Origin of the sequence: Micromonospora sp. DT227 (genome assembly GCF_049841835.1) — a bacterium.
Lineage (GTDB): Bacteria > Actinomycetota > Actinomycetes > Mycobacteriales > Micromonosporaceae > Micromonospora.
Genome location: NZ_JBNCLA010000021.1, coordinates 31258 through 45735, shown reverse-complemented (window position 1 = coordinate 45735; position 14478 = coordinate 31258). Strand labels below are relative to the sequence as shown.

The window sequence follows — 14478 nt, the reverse complement described above, 5'->3', positions numbered from 1 at the left end:
GCGGCGTAGTAGTCCTTCTCGAGCCAGTCCTTGGAACTCACCGGTCCACCCCCTTCCACGGGTCGAATCCCGGTCGTGCCCCCCCCCCCGGGGGGGGGGGGGGGGGGGGCCCCCCCCCGCCCGCCCGGTCAGGAGGTGGGGAAGTTGTCCGGGGTACGGATCCGGTTGCGCAGGTACGCGCCGGACTCGGTCAGCACCGACGTGCCGGTGAAGTTCCCCGCCGCGCAGGTGCCCGGCCGCAGCGCCGCGCTGCCCTCGGGCGCGTCCGAGAACGTCCAGTTGGCGTAGCTGATCTTCAGCCGGTCGAGCAGGTCGAGCCAGGCGTTGCTGCTGGCCGTGTCCACCGCGCCGTCGCCGGTGTAGGTCACCGTGCCGAACTCGGTGACGAACAGCGGCAGCCGGGCGGCGGCCCGCTGCACCTCGTTGCGGTAGTTGTCCTTGTGCGACGCGGCGTAGAAGTGGAACGTGTACATGATGTTCTCCGCCCGGACCGGGTTGTTGACGATCTCGTCGGAGTTGCCACCGTCGGACACGCCGAGCGAGGACCAGCCCCGGGTGCCGACGATGATCACGGCGTCCGGGTCGTTCGCCCGGATCACCGGGATGACCTGCTCGGCGTAGTTGCGGATGGTCGACCAGCTCACCCCGTTGGGCTCGTTGGTGATCTCGTAGATGACGTTCTTCTTGGCCGCGTTGCGTGCCGACACGGTGGCGAAGAACGTCTTGGCCCGGTCCAGGTTGTAGGTCGGGTCGCCGGGGGTCAGCGTGTGGAAGTCGATGAGCGCGTACATGCCCCGGGCCTCGGCCTTGTCGACGAGCGTGTTCACCTGGTTGGTGAAGGCGGCCGGGTTCGTCTCGTAGCCCTGCTCCTGCACGTACATCGCGATGCGCAGCAGGTCGGCCTGCCAGTCGTTGGCGAGCGCGTTGAGCGAGGTGTCGGTGTAGCAGTTGGCGAACCACTGCAACCCGTGCGTGCTCATGCCGCGCAGTTGGATCGGGCGGCCGTACTGGTTGCAGAGGTTGACCCCGCAGACCCGGAGCTGCCCGTTGATCGCGACCGGTGTGGTGCCGGTGGGCGGTGGCGGGGTGGTCGGCGGGGGAGTGGTCGGGGGCGGCGGCGTGACGGTGGGGGGCGGCGTGCTGGTGCCGCCGGTGCAGACCGTGCCGTTGAGCGTGAACGAGGTCGGGTTCGGGTTCGACCCGGTCCAGGAGCCGTTGAAGCCGACGGTGGTGCTGGCGCCGGTGCCGAGCGCGCCGTTGTAGTCCAGGCTGCGCGCGGTCACCGCGGCGCCGCTCTGCTGCCAGGTGGCCGACCAGCCCTGCACCACCCGCTGGCCGCCGTCGGGGAAGCTGAAGCCCAGCGTCCAGTTGTTCACCGGGTCGCCCAGGTTCTTCACTGTCACGTTGGCGGTGAAGCCGCCCTGCCAGGAGTTGGTGGTGTAGGTGACGGCGCAGCCGGTCGCCGCCATCGCGTCCGTCGTCGGCATGACGGCGGTCGCCGCCAGGGCGAGCGCGCCGACCGCGCCGCCGACGAGCAGATGCCGCCGGGACGGGCGGGAAGTCGAGAACATGCGGGAAGGTCCCATCTGGTGGGTGGTGATCGGACGGTGCCCGTCGTCAACCTGCCCGGAAAGCCCGACGTGGCGGCCTGGGGAGCGCTCCCAGGCCAGAGGGTAGAGGCGTACGCCGATACGTGCAACCGGCGGATCAGCGCCGGGAGCGTCGCCCGCCGTAGAGCCGCAGCGCGTTGCAGACGTCGAACACGCCGGGCACGTCCCAGGCCAGCTCGGCGGCGACCCGGCGGGTCTCCGGATCGGCGACCAGGCCGGCGAGGATGACCACCCGGTTCTGCACGGTGACCGTGATCTGCTGCCGCCGGGTGGTCCAGTCGGCACTGAGCCGCTGGGCGACCAGGGAGGCCAGCCGCACGTCCGCGCCGTCGGGCTCCGGCCCGTCGCCGGCGAACGGGAAATCGGGGTACGGCCAGGGCATCATCACTGCGGGAGGCTCCTTCTGCTCGCTCATGACCACGGGTCGGGTGCGGCACCCGACGCCGGGACGCGGTCGTCGACGACGGAGAACACGCCGTCGAGCCGCATGGTGTGCAACACGGTCAGCACGAACCGCGACGGCGCCACCAGGCACAGCCGCCGGCCGTCCCGCCGGGCCTCCTGGTGCGCGCGGACCAGCAGGCCGAGGCCGACGGAGTCGATCACCTCCAGGCCGGTGAGGTCGACAAGCACCCGCTCGCCCCGGCCGTGCCGGTGGGTCAGCGCCCGGCGTACCGCCTCGGCGGAGTCCGTCTCCGGCGCGGCCGGTTGCCCCCCGACCTGCTCCAGGTCGTCCAGGCCCAGCCCGTCGTCGGCGACCACCGCCCGGGCGCTGCACCGGGGGCAGTGGTGCGGTCCGGAGGCGAACGGGGAACCGACCCAGTCGTGCTCGAAGACCAGCGTCCACACCACCTCGGCGTCCGGCAGCGTGGCGCCCGTGCCGGTGACGCTGTCGCCGCAGGCGTCGCAGATCAGCATCATCAGGTGTTCCGCCGGTACGACCGTCACACCTCCTCCTTCCGCCGGGCCCCCGGGTCGGGCGGCGCCGGCCGTTCCGCTCCGGGCCGGCCGGCGGCCAGCACCGCCAGGATGACGGCCAGGGCGGCGAAGCCGCACTGCACCAGCAGGGACACCAGCACGGTGCCGTCCGGCCGTCGGTCGACCAACCCGGTCACGATCGCGCCGAGCAGCGCGGCGGCCACCCCGAGCGCGAGGGTCAACCAGACCGGTACGGCCTTTCGTCCCGGGACGGCCAACCGTCCCAACCCGCCCACCGCGAGTCCCACGACGAGCGCCCCGACCAGCGTGCTGACGGTCACCACTCCTCCTCAGCGCGGCGCGGACGAGACCCGGGCCCGGCCGCGCGTGGCCGGGCGGGGCGTGTCGACGATGGGGACGGTCACGCCGAGCCCGGCGGTGGCCAGGATGCGCCGGATCCGGGGATGCGGGTTGCTCAGCGTGAGAGTTCCGTCACGCCGGGCGAGTTGGCGGTGCACGTCGAGCAGCAGCGCGATGGCGGCGGCGTCCACGTGCCGGCACTCGGCCAGGTCGATCGTCACCGTGCGGGGGCGCAGCGCCAGGATCTGATCCAGCACGTGGGTGACCTCGGACAGTCCGGCCAGGCCCAGCTCCTCGGTGATCTCCACCCGGACGTGCGGCACGGTGGGCTCCGGCGGGGAGGGCGGCAGGCTGGTGGTCATCAGATCGCTTCCGTGACGGGGTTCCGGTCCGCTCCCACTCTGGGCGGTGACCGTGGAGGTCACCGGACGGTTGGATGACGGTTCGATGACAAAAGCCACGAACGGCCGGCGCGATTGGGCGACCCGTGCTGGGCCGGTCATGATGCCCATATGACGGCCGTACTGGTGATCGAGGACGACGACCGTATCCGGCTCGCGCTCCAGCTCGCGCTGGAGGAGGAGGGCTACCAGGCCGACGGGGCGGCGACCGCGGAGGAAGGGCTGCGTCGGCAGCGGGAGAACCCGGCCGACTACGTGCTCGTCGACCTGATGCTGCCCGGCATCGACGGCTTCGACTGCATCCGCCAGTTGCGCCGCGACGACGACGTCCCGGTCGTGGTGATCAGCGCCCGCGACGACACCCACGACATCGTCGCCGCGTTGGAGGCCGGCGCCGACGACTACGTGGTCAAGCCGGTCGCGATCAAGGAGCTGTCGGCCCGGCTGCGGGCGCTGCGCCGGCGGGTCCGGACCGTGGCCGGCCCCGCCCCCGCCCAGTTCTTCGGCGACCTGGAGATCAGTGCGGAGGCCGGCGAGGTGCGCCGCTCGGGCCACCCGGTGCCGGTGACCCGCACCGAGTTCCGGCTGCTCTGCGAGCTGGCCGAACACGCCGGTCGGGTGCTGTCCCGGCAGCAGCTGCTGAGCCGCGTCTGGGGCTACGAGACCGGTGACGAGCGGCTGGTCGACGTGCACGTGGGCCGGCTGCGGCAGAAGATCGAACCGGATCCGGCCAACCCCCGCCACCTGGTCACGCTCCGGGGCCTCGGCTACAAGCTGCAACGATGAGTCGACCCGGACTGCGCGCCCGGGTCACCGCCGCGTTCGCCGTCGGCGCCCTGCTGCTGGCCGCGCTGATGGCGCTCTTCTCGTACGACCTGACCCGTCGTTCGCTGCTCGACGAGCGTGAGCGCACCGCGGTCCGGGCCGCGTACTACGACGCCGGGGTGGTCCGGTCGGGGCTGGACACCGGGGCGCCGGACGTGGTGGCGGTGCTGCGCTCGCTGGACACCGGCAGCGCCCGGCGTCCGCTGCTGCACCTGCGCACCGGCTGGTACGCCCGCACCGCCGACGTGGGCGCCAGCTCGGTGCCGGCGGAACTGCAACGCGTGGTCGCCGACGGGCAGCCCGCCGTGCAGCGGATCCGCCTCGACGGGCAGCCGACACTGCTGGTCGGCGTGCCGCTCCCGGGCGAGCTGGGTTACTACGAGCTGACCTCGCTGCGTGAGGTGGAGGACACGTTCCAGGTGGTCGGGCTGGCGCTGACCGCGGTGGCCATCATGATCGCCGGGGCCGGCGCGGCGCTGGGGTGGTACGCCACCCGCAGCAGCCTCCGCCCGCTCACCGCGGTCGCCGACGCCGCCGAGCGGATCGCGGCCGGCGACTTCGCCACCCGACTGGACCCGACCACCGACCCGGATCTCACCCGCCTGTCCAGCTCGTTCAACGAGATGGTCGACAAGCTGGTGCAGCGGATCGACCGGGACCGGCGGTTCGCCGCCGACGTCAGCCACGAGCTGCGCTCCCCGCTCCAGACGCTGGCCGCGGCGGCGAGCGTGCTGAACCGTCGCAAGGAGCACCAGGACGAGCGCACCGCCACCGCGGCCGGCCTGGTCGCCGGCGAGGTGGCCCGGTTCCAGCGGCTGGTCGACGACCTGATCCAGCTCGCCCGCACCGAGCAGCCCGCGCACCGGCAGACCGTCGACGTGGCCGAGCTGGCGCGGGCCGCCTGCCGGGAACGGGCGTTGCCGGAGAGCCTGGTGGAGGTGGCCGACGGGGTGCCGCACCAGTGGTGGATCGACCGCCGCCGGTTCGCCCAGGTGCTGCTGAACCTGCTGGAGAACGCCGAGCGGTACGGCGGCGGCCCGGTCGCGGTCCGCCTCGGCGCGGCGGACGGGATGGGCGTCCTGGAGGTCGACGACGAGGGGCCGGGGGTGCCGCCGGCGGACCGGGAGGCCATCTTCGACCGGTTCGTCCGGGGTCGGGCCGCACACGCCCGGGCCGGCACCGACGGTACCGGCCTCGGGTTGGCCCTGGTGGCCCAGCACGCCGCCGCGCACGGCGGCACGGCCACCGTGCTGGACCGGAACCGGGGCGCCCGGTTCCGGGTCGAGCTGCCGGGAGCGGTCCGGTGACGCGGCGGGCGGTTCCGGGTCGCGCCGCCGGCCGGCGGCCGACCGTTCGACGGCTGGTGCCGGCGCTGCTCGCGGTCGTGCTGCTGGCCGGCTGCGGCGTGCCGGTCGACGACGAGCCCCGGCTGGTGCAGCCGCCGCCCGGGCGGTTCCCGACGCCGGCGGGCACCACGACGGCCAATCCGGACGGGCGGGTGGACGAGCCGTTCTGCTTCGTGCGCGACGACGGGCTGGCGGTGGTCACCCGCCGGGTGGACGGCCTGCCCGGGGTGGACGCCCACCTCCAGCACTTGCTGGCCGGGCCGGACCAGACGGAGCGTCGGCGGGGGCTGGCCACCGCGTTGCCGGGCACGGTGGCGGTGGCCGGCGCGGCGCTGGCCGGCACCGTCGCCACGGTCGACGTGCGGCAGGCCGGCGAGGAGACCGGCCGTAACGACGAGGTGCTCGCGTTCGGGCAGATCGTGTGCAGCCTGACCCAGCGACCGGACGTGGACAGCGTCGCGTTCCGTAGGGACGGCGAGCCGCTGGAGGTGCCGCGCGCCGACGGAAGCGTGTCGGCACTGCCGCTGACCGCCGCTGATTACCGTCCGCTGCTACCGCGCTGATTTTTTGTCCACTTATGCGGCAAACATCCATCGTCCGTTCGGTTGATTTGCTGGTGAACTTTGGTCTAGTGTTGCTCCCACGACCGGTGTGGGGGTCCCACCCGTTCTTCGAGGACAGGAAGGGCAGCATGACCACGATGACCATGGCACCGTCCGCCACCGAGGTGCACCGCGCGCCGCAGACCGGTGAGGAGTCCCGTGCCAGCGAGCTGATCGCGGCGCTCGCCGAACTGCCGGCGGACCACCCGAAGCGGGCCGCCCTGCGTAACCAGGTCATCGAGGCGTGGCTGCCGCTGGCCAACCACCTGGCCGCCCGCTACAGCGGTCGCGGCGAGCCGGCCGGTGACCTCGCGCAGACGGCCGCGCTGGGCCTGATCAAGGCGGTGGACCGGTTCGACGCCTCCCGCGGCGTCGACTTCGCCGGCTTCGCCATCCCGACCATCCTCGGCGAGATCAAGCGGCACTTCCGCGACCGCACCTGGAACATCCGGGTGCCGCGCCGCCTCCAGGAGCTGCGGCTGCGCATCTCCGAGGCGAACAGCTCGCTGACCCAGACGCTCAACCGGGCGCCGACCGTCGCCGACATCGCCACGCACCTCGGCGTCACCGAGGAAGAGGTCCTGGAGGGCCTGGAGGGCGCGCGCGCCTACAACGCGGTCTCGCTCTCGACCCCGATCGGCGACGGCGACAGCGCCACCGAGCTGGGCGACACGCTCGGCATCGACGACAACGAGTACGAGCTGGCCGACCTGCGCGCCTCGCTCGGCCCGGCGCTGGCCACGCTCGACGAGCGGGAGCAGAAGATCCTCACGCTCCGCTTCTACGGCAACCTGACCCAGAGCGAGATCGCCGCCAAGGTCGGTGTCTCCCAGATGCACGTGTCGCGGCTGCTCGCCCGCGCCCTGACCAAGCTGCGGGGCCAGCTCACCGAGGCCTGATCCACCGCGCTGATGCCGCCACCTCGCCGAGGTGGCGGCATCACGCGTGTCAGCAGCCGATCACCAGGTCGACGGCGGGGGCGGCGGCACCACCGGGGGGCGGTCGTCGCAGGTGATGGTGTTGGGCAACAGCCACGGGGCGAGCCATCCGCCGTCGTTGCCGCCGAGGTCGGTCACGGTGAACTCCGACCCGGCCGGGGTGAAGTGGAACGAGCCGCAGTTGTTCACCCCGACCGCGCCCACGTTGCGCGCGTCCACGCCGGCGAAACTCGCGCCGCCGGCGGTCCGGGCGCTCACCACCGACGTGCCGGTGCCGTCGACCCGGACGTCGCGGAACACGACGCCGTCGATGCGGACCTGATCCTTCACCGGCCAGTCGCTGACCAGCATGATCGCGTTGTAGGTGCTGTCCAGGTAGGCGTCGCCGGTCACCTGGATGTCGGCGTCGATGCTGCGGTCCAGCGCGTAGAACCAGATCGCGCCGAGGCCGATGTTCCAGTTCAGGTCGTAGGTGCCGGCCCGGACCGTGGTGTTGCCGGTGATCCGGACGCGGCCGGCGAACGGCTCGGCCCCGAACCGGGAGCCCACCTGGATCGCGCTGCCCTCGCGTACCGGGTCGGCGATCAGGTTGTGCGCCACGGTCAGGTCGACGCCGCCGTACAGCGCGATGCCGTTGGCCAGCACGGGGGACTGCACCGTGTTGTACGCGAACGTGTTGCCCGCGTTCGCGGTCCCTTCCGACCACATCGCCAGCGCGTCGTCGCCGCTGTTGCGGACCACCGAGTTGGTCACCGAGGAGTGCGTGACGCCGGTGTGGAAGTTGAGGCCGTCGGCGATCTGGTCGGCGATGACGGTGTTCGTGACCCGCAGCCCGGTCATCGGCCCGTCGAACCACATGCCGACCTTCGTGTGGTGCAGGTAGAGGCCGTCGATCGTGCTGTGGTTGAGCGCGCCGCCGAGCGCGTTGACCTGGTCGGTGTCGATCCGCTCGCGGACGTCGCCCTCGATGGTGAAGCCGGAGAGGTGGACGTCATGGCTGCCGCCGTCGGCGGCGTCGCGTCCGTAGAAGCCGACGCCGGTGTGTCGGGAGCCGTCCGGCGCCGGCGGGTCCAGGGCGACCTCCCGTCCCGTCACGACGGTGTACCAGCTTCCGGCGCCCACGATCGTCACGTCGTCGACGATCACGTGCCGGTTGACCTGGAACCGGCCCGGCGGCAGGTAGAGCGGACGGTCCACCCGCCGGGCGTACGCGACGGCCCGGTCGAACGCGTCGGCGGACTCCCGCCGCCCGGTCGGGTCGGCGCCGAAGGCGAGCACGTTGACCGCGCGGGGCACCACCCGGGGCGGGGCGATCAGGTGGGCGTCCAGCAGGTCGATCACCGTCCAGGCGGCGGCCGTCCCGGTCGGCGCGGTCAGTCGGACCACCTCGCCGGCCCGGTGGGTGCGCCCGAGCAGCAGCCGCTGCTCGTCGTAGAAGTGGTGCGGCCGGAACGGCTTGGCGATCACCGGGGCGGGGGTGGTGGCCGCCGGCACGCAGGAGCACTCGGTGATCCACCAGTCCGGGTGCAGCAGGTCGGCCCCGGGGTCGTTGGTGAACGGGTACTGGTTGTAGAGCCAGGCGTACGCCGAGGTGAGCCTCATCGTGCGGGCGGGCGCGCGCCCGACGTCGACCCGCAGCGGCGCGGTGATGCCGCCGCCGCCCGGCGCGTCCGGGATGCTGTACCGCACGGTCAGCGCGTTGGTGGCCCGGGGCAGCGTGAACTCGACGTGCTGGCCGGGGAGCAGGCGCACGGCGCGGCGGCCGGACGCCTCGCCGGCGAGCGTGTAGGCGGAGCGGTCGGGGCCGATCACCGTGCCGGTGGTCCGCGCGTGCTCCGCCTCCTGCTCGACGTAGTCGACGGTGGCGCCGCGACCGGCGGTCAGCGCCGGGTCGAGGGCGGCCCGCGTCACCACCGGCGCCGGGCCGGGTGACCCGGTCGCGGCGGTGGCAGCACCCGGCGGTACGACGAGGGCGGCGGCGGTGACCGCCACCGCGAGAATTCTCGGCAGGGACGGGCGACGGCCCGACCTGCTCTCCACGCTCCGCTGCATCGGAGCACCCACTTTCGCGAGGAGGGACGGGGCCTCGGCGGAGGCGAGGGGTGCCGGCCGACAAGGTGCCTCATGTTATTCCTGGCACTTGTCGAGTTTCAAGCATGGAACTGCTCGGATCTTTCGACGCGACGGCGACGGCGGCTGACCGGCGGGATGCCGAGTCGCTGTTCATTTCTTGCAAGAATCTGACGTACGATGCCGCGGTGACGAAGCGTTTGACGGAGGTGGCCCGCAAGGCGGGTGTCAGCGAGGCGACCGTGAGCCGGGTGCTCAACGGTCGGGGTGGCGTGTCCGAGGCGACCCGGACGGCCGTGCTGACCGCGCTCGACGTGCTCGGCTACGAACGCCCGACGAAGCTGCGCGGGGAGCGGGCCCGGCTGGTCGGGCTGGTCCTGCCGGAACTCCAGAACCCGATCTTCCCGGCGCTGGCCGAGGTGGTCACCGGCTCCCTCGCCCAACGGGGCTTCACCCCGGCGCTCTGCGCCCGCACCATCGGCGGCGTGCCGGAGTCCGGCTACGTGGAGATGCTCCTCGACCACCAGGTCAGCGGCGTCATCTTCGCCGGCGGCTCGTACGCGCTCGCCGACGCCTCGCACGAGCACTACCGGCGGCTGACCGACCGGGGCCTGCCCGTGGTCCTGGTCAACGCCGGCGTCGAGGAGCTGGGCTTCCCGCGCGTGTCCACCGACGACGCGGTCGCGGTCGAGCAGGCGTACGGGCACCTGCGCTCACTCGGGCACGAGCGGATCGGCCTGGTGCTCGGCCCGGAGGACCACGTGCCCTCGCGGCGCAAGCTGGACGCCATGGTCCGGGCCGCCGACTGGGGCACGGAGCGCCGCTTCGTCGAGCGTTCCAGCTTCTCCATGGAGGGGGCGCGGGTTGCCGCCACCAAGCTGATCGAGCGCGGGGTGACCGGCATCGTCTGCGCCAGCGACGTGCTGGCCCTCGGCAGCATCCGGGCGGCCCGCCGGCTCGGCCGCGCGGTGCCGGCCGACGTGTCGGTGGTCGGCTTCGACGACTCCGCGTTCATGACCTGCACCGACCCGCCGCTGACCACGGTCCGGCAGCCGATCGAGACGATGGGACAGGCCGCGGTGGACCTGCTGGTCACCCAGATCGAGGGCGCCGGCGTCCTGCACGACGAGCTGCTCTTCGAGCCCGAGCTGGTGGTACGCGGCTCCACCGCCCCCGCACCCCGGAGAGACGCTTCCTAGGCGTCGTTCCGTCCCCAGTTGCCGAGCGCGACGATCGCCTCGCGCAGGGCCAACCCGCGATCGGTCAGCGCATAGGCCCGGGTGTTGTGTCGAAGCGGCAGGCGGAACAGCACGCCGGCCGCTTCGAGTTCGCGCAGGCGTGTCGCGAGCATGTTCGTCGGCGCGCCGAGGTCACGCTGTAGATCGCCGTAGCGTTGTGGCCCGTCGAGCAGCCGTTCCACGATGAGCAGGGCCCACCGTGCTCCGACGATGTCGAGGGCCGCGGCGAGGTCGCTCACGCGGTCGGATCGGCGTCCGTCTTCATCCAGAACGGTGAGTAGTGGTAGCCGTCGGGGTCGTCGAACTGGCGCTGGTACATGAAGGGGTAGTCGTCGGTGTCACCGATCCGCCCACCGGCGGCGCCGGCGCGGTCGACGAGCTCGTCGACCGCCTCGCGGCTGCCCAGGTCGAACGAGACCGTGACCTTCGAGGGCGTTTGAGGTCCGCCGATCAGCTCTTCGACTCCGCCGACGCTCGCGTACATCTCGCGGCTGCCGAGCATGACGTACTGCTCGGGGGCGATCGCGAAGCACGAGACGTTGTGGTCGGACATCTCGGCGTTGAGGGTCCAGCCGAGGGCGGTGTAGAAGGCGGTCGCGCGCTCGACGCTCTCGACCGGGCAGGTGATGAAGAGGCTCATGGGACCATGCTTGCAAAATGCAAGTAGGCCGTCAAGTGCCCCGCGCCGGGCTCGTCCGCCGTGGTCGTCCCGATCATCCGTCATCAAGTCGTGTTCTTTCGTCATCACGTTGAAACCTTGCCGTGAAGAGTCGGCGTCGCTACATTGACTCCACTCACCGGGGGTCACCCACACCAGTGCAGGTCATCGATATAACCGTTCCCGAAGGGATGGACAGATGTCCGTACCGCAATATCGGAAGGTCGCGGCGGCGGCGCTCGCGGCCGGCCTCGGGCTCAGCCTCGCGGCGTGCTCCACCAAGAGCGACGACTCCGCCGACGCCGGCGGCAAGGTCACCATCACTGTCGACTGCCAGCCGGTCGGCGCGCAGAAGGAACTGCTGAAGAACTGGAACGACGACGTCGCCGAGTTCCAGCGGCAGAACCCGACCATCGTGGTGAAGAGCGTCAGCGTCGGCGAGCAGTGCAACAACCCGCCGGACTTCACCGCCCGCCTCGCCGGCGGCACCGTCACCGACGTCTTCTACGGCTACATGACCGACCTCCAGCAGGTGCTGGACTCCGGCCAGGCGATGGACATCACCGAGTACGCCACCAAGGACACCATCCCGACCTGGGACAGCGTGGACCCGGCGCTCAAGGAGGTCTTCACCGACGGCGGCAAGCTCTACGGCGTCCCGGTGAAGAACTACTCGATGGGCCTGATCTACAACAAGGCCCTGTTCCAGCGGGCCGGGCTCGACGCGGCCAACCCGCCGAAGACGTGGCCGGAGGTGCGGACCGCGGCCAAGAAGATCTCCGCGCTCGGCGGCGGCGTCGCCGGATACTCGGAGTACAGCGCCGGCAACACCGGCGGCTGGCACTTCACCTCGCTGCTCTACTCCCAGGGCGGCCAGGTGCTGTCCGCCGACGGCAAGAAGGCCGACTTCAACAACCCGACGGGCAAGCAGGTCCTGCAGAACCTCAAGGACATGCGCTACGGCGACAACAGCATGGGCAGCCGGCAACTGCTCCAGTGGGGTGACCTGCTCACCAACGCCGGCGCCGGCAAGGTCGGCATGTTCATCGGCGCGCCGGACGCCACCCAGGCGATCGTCAGCCAGTTCCAGGGCAAGTACCAGGACTGGGCGATGGGCCCGCTGCCCGGCCAGGACGGGCCCGCCAAGGCGACGCTCGGCGGCGGCGAGGGCTACTTCTTCAAGAAGGGCCTGAGCCCGGAGCAGGTCAAGGCCGGTCTGAAGTGGATCGCCTACCAGAAGCTCACGCCCGGCAAGGGCCAGTTCGACTACGTCCGGGCCAAGCCGCAGAACTACCCGGTCGGCCTGCCCCAGCCGCTGCTGTTCACCAACGGCAGCGACGCGCAGAAGCAGGAACTGGAGCTCCGCAAGGCCAACGCCAACGTGGACACCACCAACTTCACCGCCTTCGAGGCGAACCCGGTGCCGATCAAGGGGGAGCCGCGCAACGCCCAGGCCATCTACGCGGTGCTCGACGCCGCGATGTCCGGGGTGCTGACCAACCCGAACGCGAACATCGACGCCCTGCTCAAGACCGCCGAGGACAAGGTCAACCAGCTCCTCGCCGCCGGTAGCTGACCCGACCGGGGTGGGGGCCGGCCGCACCGGCCCCCACCCACTACCGCAGGAGTTGCCTTGGCGCTCACCACCGCCCCGGGTGCCACCCGCCGGCCCGGCCGTCCCGCACCGCCGCCGCGGCAGACCACCGCGCGCCGCGCCGGGCTCGGCCGGAAGGTACGGGACAACCTGACCGGGCACACGTTCCTCATCGGCGCGGTCGCCTGCTTCGCCGTCTTCTCCTGGTACCCGATGGTCCGTGGCGTGGTGATGAGCTTCCAGCGCACCCGGCGCGGCGAGACCACCTGGGTCGGCTGGGACAACTACACCCGGATCATCGCCGACCCGAGCTTCTGGACCGCCTGGAAGAACACGTTCGTCTTCACCGGCCTCGCGCTCGTGCTCGGCTACGCGGTGCCGTTCTTCGTGGCGATCCTGCTCAACGAGCTGCGCCACGCCAAGGGCTACCTGCGGGTGCTGGTCTACCTGCCGGTGATGCTGCCGCCGGCGTCCGCGCTGTTCCTGTTCAAGTTCTACGCGTACGACCCGAGCGAGGCGGGACTGTTCAACGCGGTGCTCACCGCGCTGGGGCTGCCCACCTCGGAGTGGATGCAGTCGCCGACCATGACGATGCCGGCCATGGTGCTGGCGTCGACCTGGATGAACATGGGCGGCGCGGTGCTGATCTACCTGGCCGCCCTGCAGAACATCCCCGGCGAGCTGTACGAGGCCGCCGAGATCGACGGCGCCGGCGTGTGGCGGCGGATCGTGCACGTGACGATCCCGCAGACCCGGCTGATCCTGGCGCTGCTGGCGATGCTCCAGATCGTGGCCACCATGCAGCTCTTCATCGAGCCGCTGATCCTCGCCAACGGCGCCGGCACCCAGGACTCGGCGACGTCGGTGGCGTACCTGATCTATCAGCACGGCTTCTTCCAGAACGACCTCAACGGCGCCGCCGCGCTCGGCGTGATCATGCTGGTGGTGCTGGCCGGGTTCTCCGCCGTCTACGTGCGACTGACCGCGAGACAGGACTAGGACATGGCAGTCGACTCCACCACCCGTACCCTCATCTCCCCGGCCCAACTGCGGCGCGGACGCGGCCGGGTCCTCTACTGGGCCGTGCTCGCCGTCGTGGTGGCGGCGTTCACGCTGGTCTTCCTCGGCCCGCTGTACTGGATGGTCACCGGCGCGCTCAAGAGCGGCCAGGAGATCGCGCAGACGCCGCCGTCGTTGTTCCCGCGCGACCCGCAGCCGCAGAACTACGTCGACGCGTGGACCAACCTCGACCTGGCGAAACTGCTGTTCAACACGTTCTACTACGCCACCGGCGCGGTGCTGTTCCAGCTCGTGTTCGACACCGCCGCCGCGTACGCGTTGTCGAAGCTGCGCCCGGTGCTGGGCAAGCTGATCCTCGGCCTGATGCTGGCGACCTTGATGATCCCGGCGATGGTGCTGATCGTCCCGCAGTACGTGACCGTGATCGACCTGCCGATCGTGCACGTCAACCTGCTCGACTCACCGTTCGCGATCTGGCTCCCGCTGGTCGCGAACGCGTTCAACATCTTCCTGCTCAAGCGGTTCTTCGACTCGATCCCGGAGGACCTGATGTCGGCCGCCGTGATGGACGGCGCGTCGCCGCTGCGCACGCTCTGGTCGATCGTGCTGCCGATGTCCCGTCCGATCCTCGGCGTGGTCGCGATCTTCGCGGTGACCGCGGTCTGGAAGGACTTCCTCTGGCCGAAGCTGGTCATGCCGTCGCCGGAGACGCGCACGGTCAGCGTCGGCATCTACGCCTTCGCCGGCGGCACACCGATGAACGTGGTGATCGCCGCGTCGGTGATCGCCGCGATCCCGACCGTCGTGCTGTTCCTGATCTTCCAACGGAACATCATGTCCGGCCTGACCACCGGCGGACTCAAGGGCTGACCGGGCACCGCCGCCCGTCGCATCAGAA

At 71.4% G+C, this 14478-nt stretch carries 16 protein-coding genes; 8 read left to right on the top strand and 8 right to left on the bottom strand.

Going from position 1 to position 14478, the window contains the following annotated elements; genetic code table 11:
- Window positions 1–128: 128 nt before the first annotated feature.
- From ACLQ2W_RS33190 to ACLQ2W_RS33170, 5 genes are all read right to left on the bottom strand, one after another.
- Window positions 129–1571 carry a cellulase family glycosylhydrolase gene (locus ACLQ2W_RS33190; RefSeq protein WP_425791771.1) on the bottom strand — a complete coding sequence of 481 codons (1443 nt, stop codon included), beginning with the start codon at window positions 1569–1571 and terminating at the stop codon, window positions 129–131.
- Window positions 1572–1707: 136 nt separating this feature from the next.
- Window positions 1708–1998, bottom strand: a complete 291-nt coding sequence (locus ACLQ2W_RS33185) for a BON domain-containing protein (protein WP_281942650.1) — start codon at window positions 1996–1998, stop codon at window positions 1708–1710.
- Between the two features lie 23 nt (window positions 1999–2021).
- Window positions 2022–2558 carry an STAS domain-containing protein gene (locus ACLQ2W_RS33180; protein WP_425791769.1) on the bottom strand — a complete coding sequence of 179 codons (537 nt, stop codon included), beginning with the start codon at window positions 2556–2558 and terminating at the stop codon, window positions 2022–2024.
- Window positions 2555–2869, bottom strand: coding sequence for a hypothetical protein (locus tag ACLQ2W_RS33175; protein ID WP_405094072.1), 315 nt, complete (start codon window positions 2867–2869; stop codon window positions 2555–2557). The genes ACLQ2W_RS33180 and ACLQ2W_RS33175 overlap by 4 nt, the downstream gene beginning before the upstream one ends.
- Window positions 2870–2878: 9 nt before the next feature.
- Window positions 2879–3250, bottom strand: a complete 372-nt coding sequence (locus ACLQ2W_RS33170; protein WP_425791767.1) for an STAS domain-containing protein — start codon at window positions 3248–3250, stop codon at window positions 2879–2881.
- Between the two features lie 150 nt (window positions 3251–3400).
- Between ACLQ2W_RS33170 and ACLQ2W_RS33165 the strand changes: the two genes are divergently transcribed.
- The 4 genes from ACLQ2W_RS33165 (at window position 3401) to ACLQ2W_RS33150 (ending at window position 6961) form a co-directional block, all read left to right on the top strand.
- A complete protein-coding gene (locus tag ACLQ2W_RS33165) occupies window positions 3401–4075 on the top strand; it encodes a response regulator transcription factor (protein WP_396774536.1) in 675 nt (224 codons plus the stop codon).
- On the top strand, window positions 4072–5421 hold the full coding sequence (locus ACLQ2W_RS33160; RefSeq protein ID WP_425791764.1) for an ATP-binding protein: 1350 nt from the start codon (window positions 4072–4074) through the stop codon (window positions 5419–5421). The genes ACLQ2W_RS33165 and ACLQ2W_RS33160 overlap by 4 nt, the downstream gene beginning before the upstream one ends.
- Window positions 5418–6023, top strand: coding sequence for a GerMN domain-containing protein (locus ACLQ2W_RS33155; protein WP_425791762.1), 606 nt, complete (start codon window positions 5418–5420; stop codon window positions 6021–6023). Before ACLQ2W_RS33160 ends, ACLQ2W_RS33155 begins: the two co-directional genes overlap by 4 nt.
- Window positions 6024–6151: 128 nt before the next feature.
- Entirely contained in the window at window positions 6152–6961 is an 810-nt protein-coding gene (locus ACLQ2W_RS33150) for a SigB/SigF/SigG family RNA polymerase sigma factor (protein WP_107155617.1), read from the top strand.
- Between the two features lie 60 nt (window positions 6962–7021).
- Here the strand turns inward: ACLQ2W_RS33150 and ACLQ2W_RS33145 are convergent, their stop codons facing one another.
- Window positions 7022–9052, bottom strand: coding sequence for a glycosyl hydrolase family 28-related protein (locus ACLQ2W_RS33145; protein WP_425791760.1), 2031 nt, complete (start codon window positions 9050–9052; stop codon window positions 7022–7024).
- A gap of 206 nt (window positions 9053–9258) precedes the next feature.
- Between ACLQ2W_RS33145 and ACLQ2W_RS33140 the strand changes: the two genes are divergently transcribed.
- Window positions 9259–10269: a LacI family DNA-binding transcriptional regulator gene (locus ACLQ2W_RS33140; RefSeq protein ID WP_425791758.1), complete on the top strand. Its 1011-nt coding sequence runs from the start codon at window positions 9259–9261 to the stop codon at window positions 10267–10269.
- Here the strand turns inward: ACLQ2W_RS33140 and ACLQ2W_RS33135 are convergent.
- Window positions 10266–10547 (bottom strand): winged helix-turn-helix transcriptional regulator, encoded by a 282-nt coding sequence (locus ACLQ2W_RS33135; RefSeq protein WP_425791756.1) that lies wholly within the window; start codon window positions 10545–10547, stop codon window positions 10266–10268. The two genes, ACLQ2W_RS33140 and ACLQ2W_RS33135, sit on opposite strands and share 4 nt — an antisense overlap.
- Window positions 10544–10948 (bottom strand): VOC family protein, encoded by a 405-nt coding sequence (locus tag ACLQ2W_RS33130; protein WP_425791754.1) that lies wholly within the window; start codon window positions 10946–10948, stop codon window positions 10544–10546. The genes ACLQ2W_RS33135 and ACLQ2W_RS33130 overlap by 4 nt, the downstream gene beginning before the upstream one ends.
- A 217-nt stretch (window positions 10949–11165) precedes the next feature.
- Here ACLQ2W_RS33130 and ACLQ2W_RS33125 point away from each other — a divergent pair, with 217 nt between their 5' ends.
- The 3 genes from ACLQ2W_RS33125 to ACLQ2W_RS33115 are packed head-to-tail and all read left to right on the top strand — an operon-like array spanning window position 11166 to window position 14450.
- The gene (locus ACLQ2W_RS33125; protein ID WP_425791752.1) at window positions 11166–12542 is read left to right on the top strand and encodes an ABC transporter substrate-binding protein; all 1377 of its coding nucleotides are present in this window, start codon (window positions 11166–11168) and stop codon (window positions 12540–12542) included.
- A 57-nt stretch (window positions 12543–12599) separates the two neighbouring features.
- The gene (locus ACLQ2W_RS33120; protein ID WP_405094079.1) at window positions 12600–13559 is read left to right on the top strand and encodes a carbohydrate ABC transporter permease; all 960 of its coding nucleotides are present in this window, start codon (window positions 12600–12602) and stop codon (window positions 13557–13559) included.
- A 3-nt stretch (window positions 13560–13562) separates the two neighbouring features.
- On the top strand, window positions 13563–14450 hold the full coding sequence (locus ACLQ2W_RS33115) for a carbohydrate ABC transporter permease (protein WP_425791750.1): 888 nt from the start codon (window positions 13563–13565) through the stop codon (window positions 14448–14450).
- Window positions 14451–14478 lie beyond the last annotated feature (28 nt).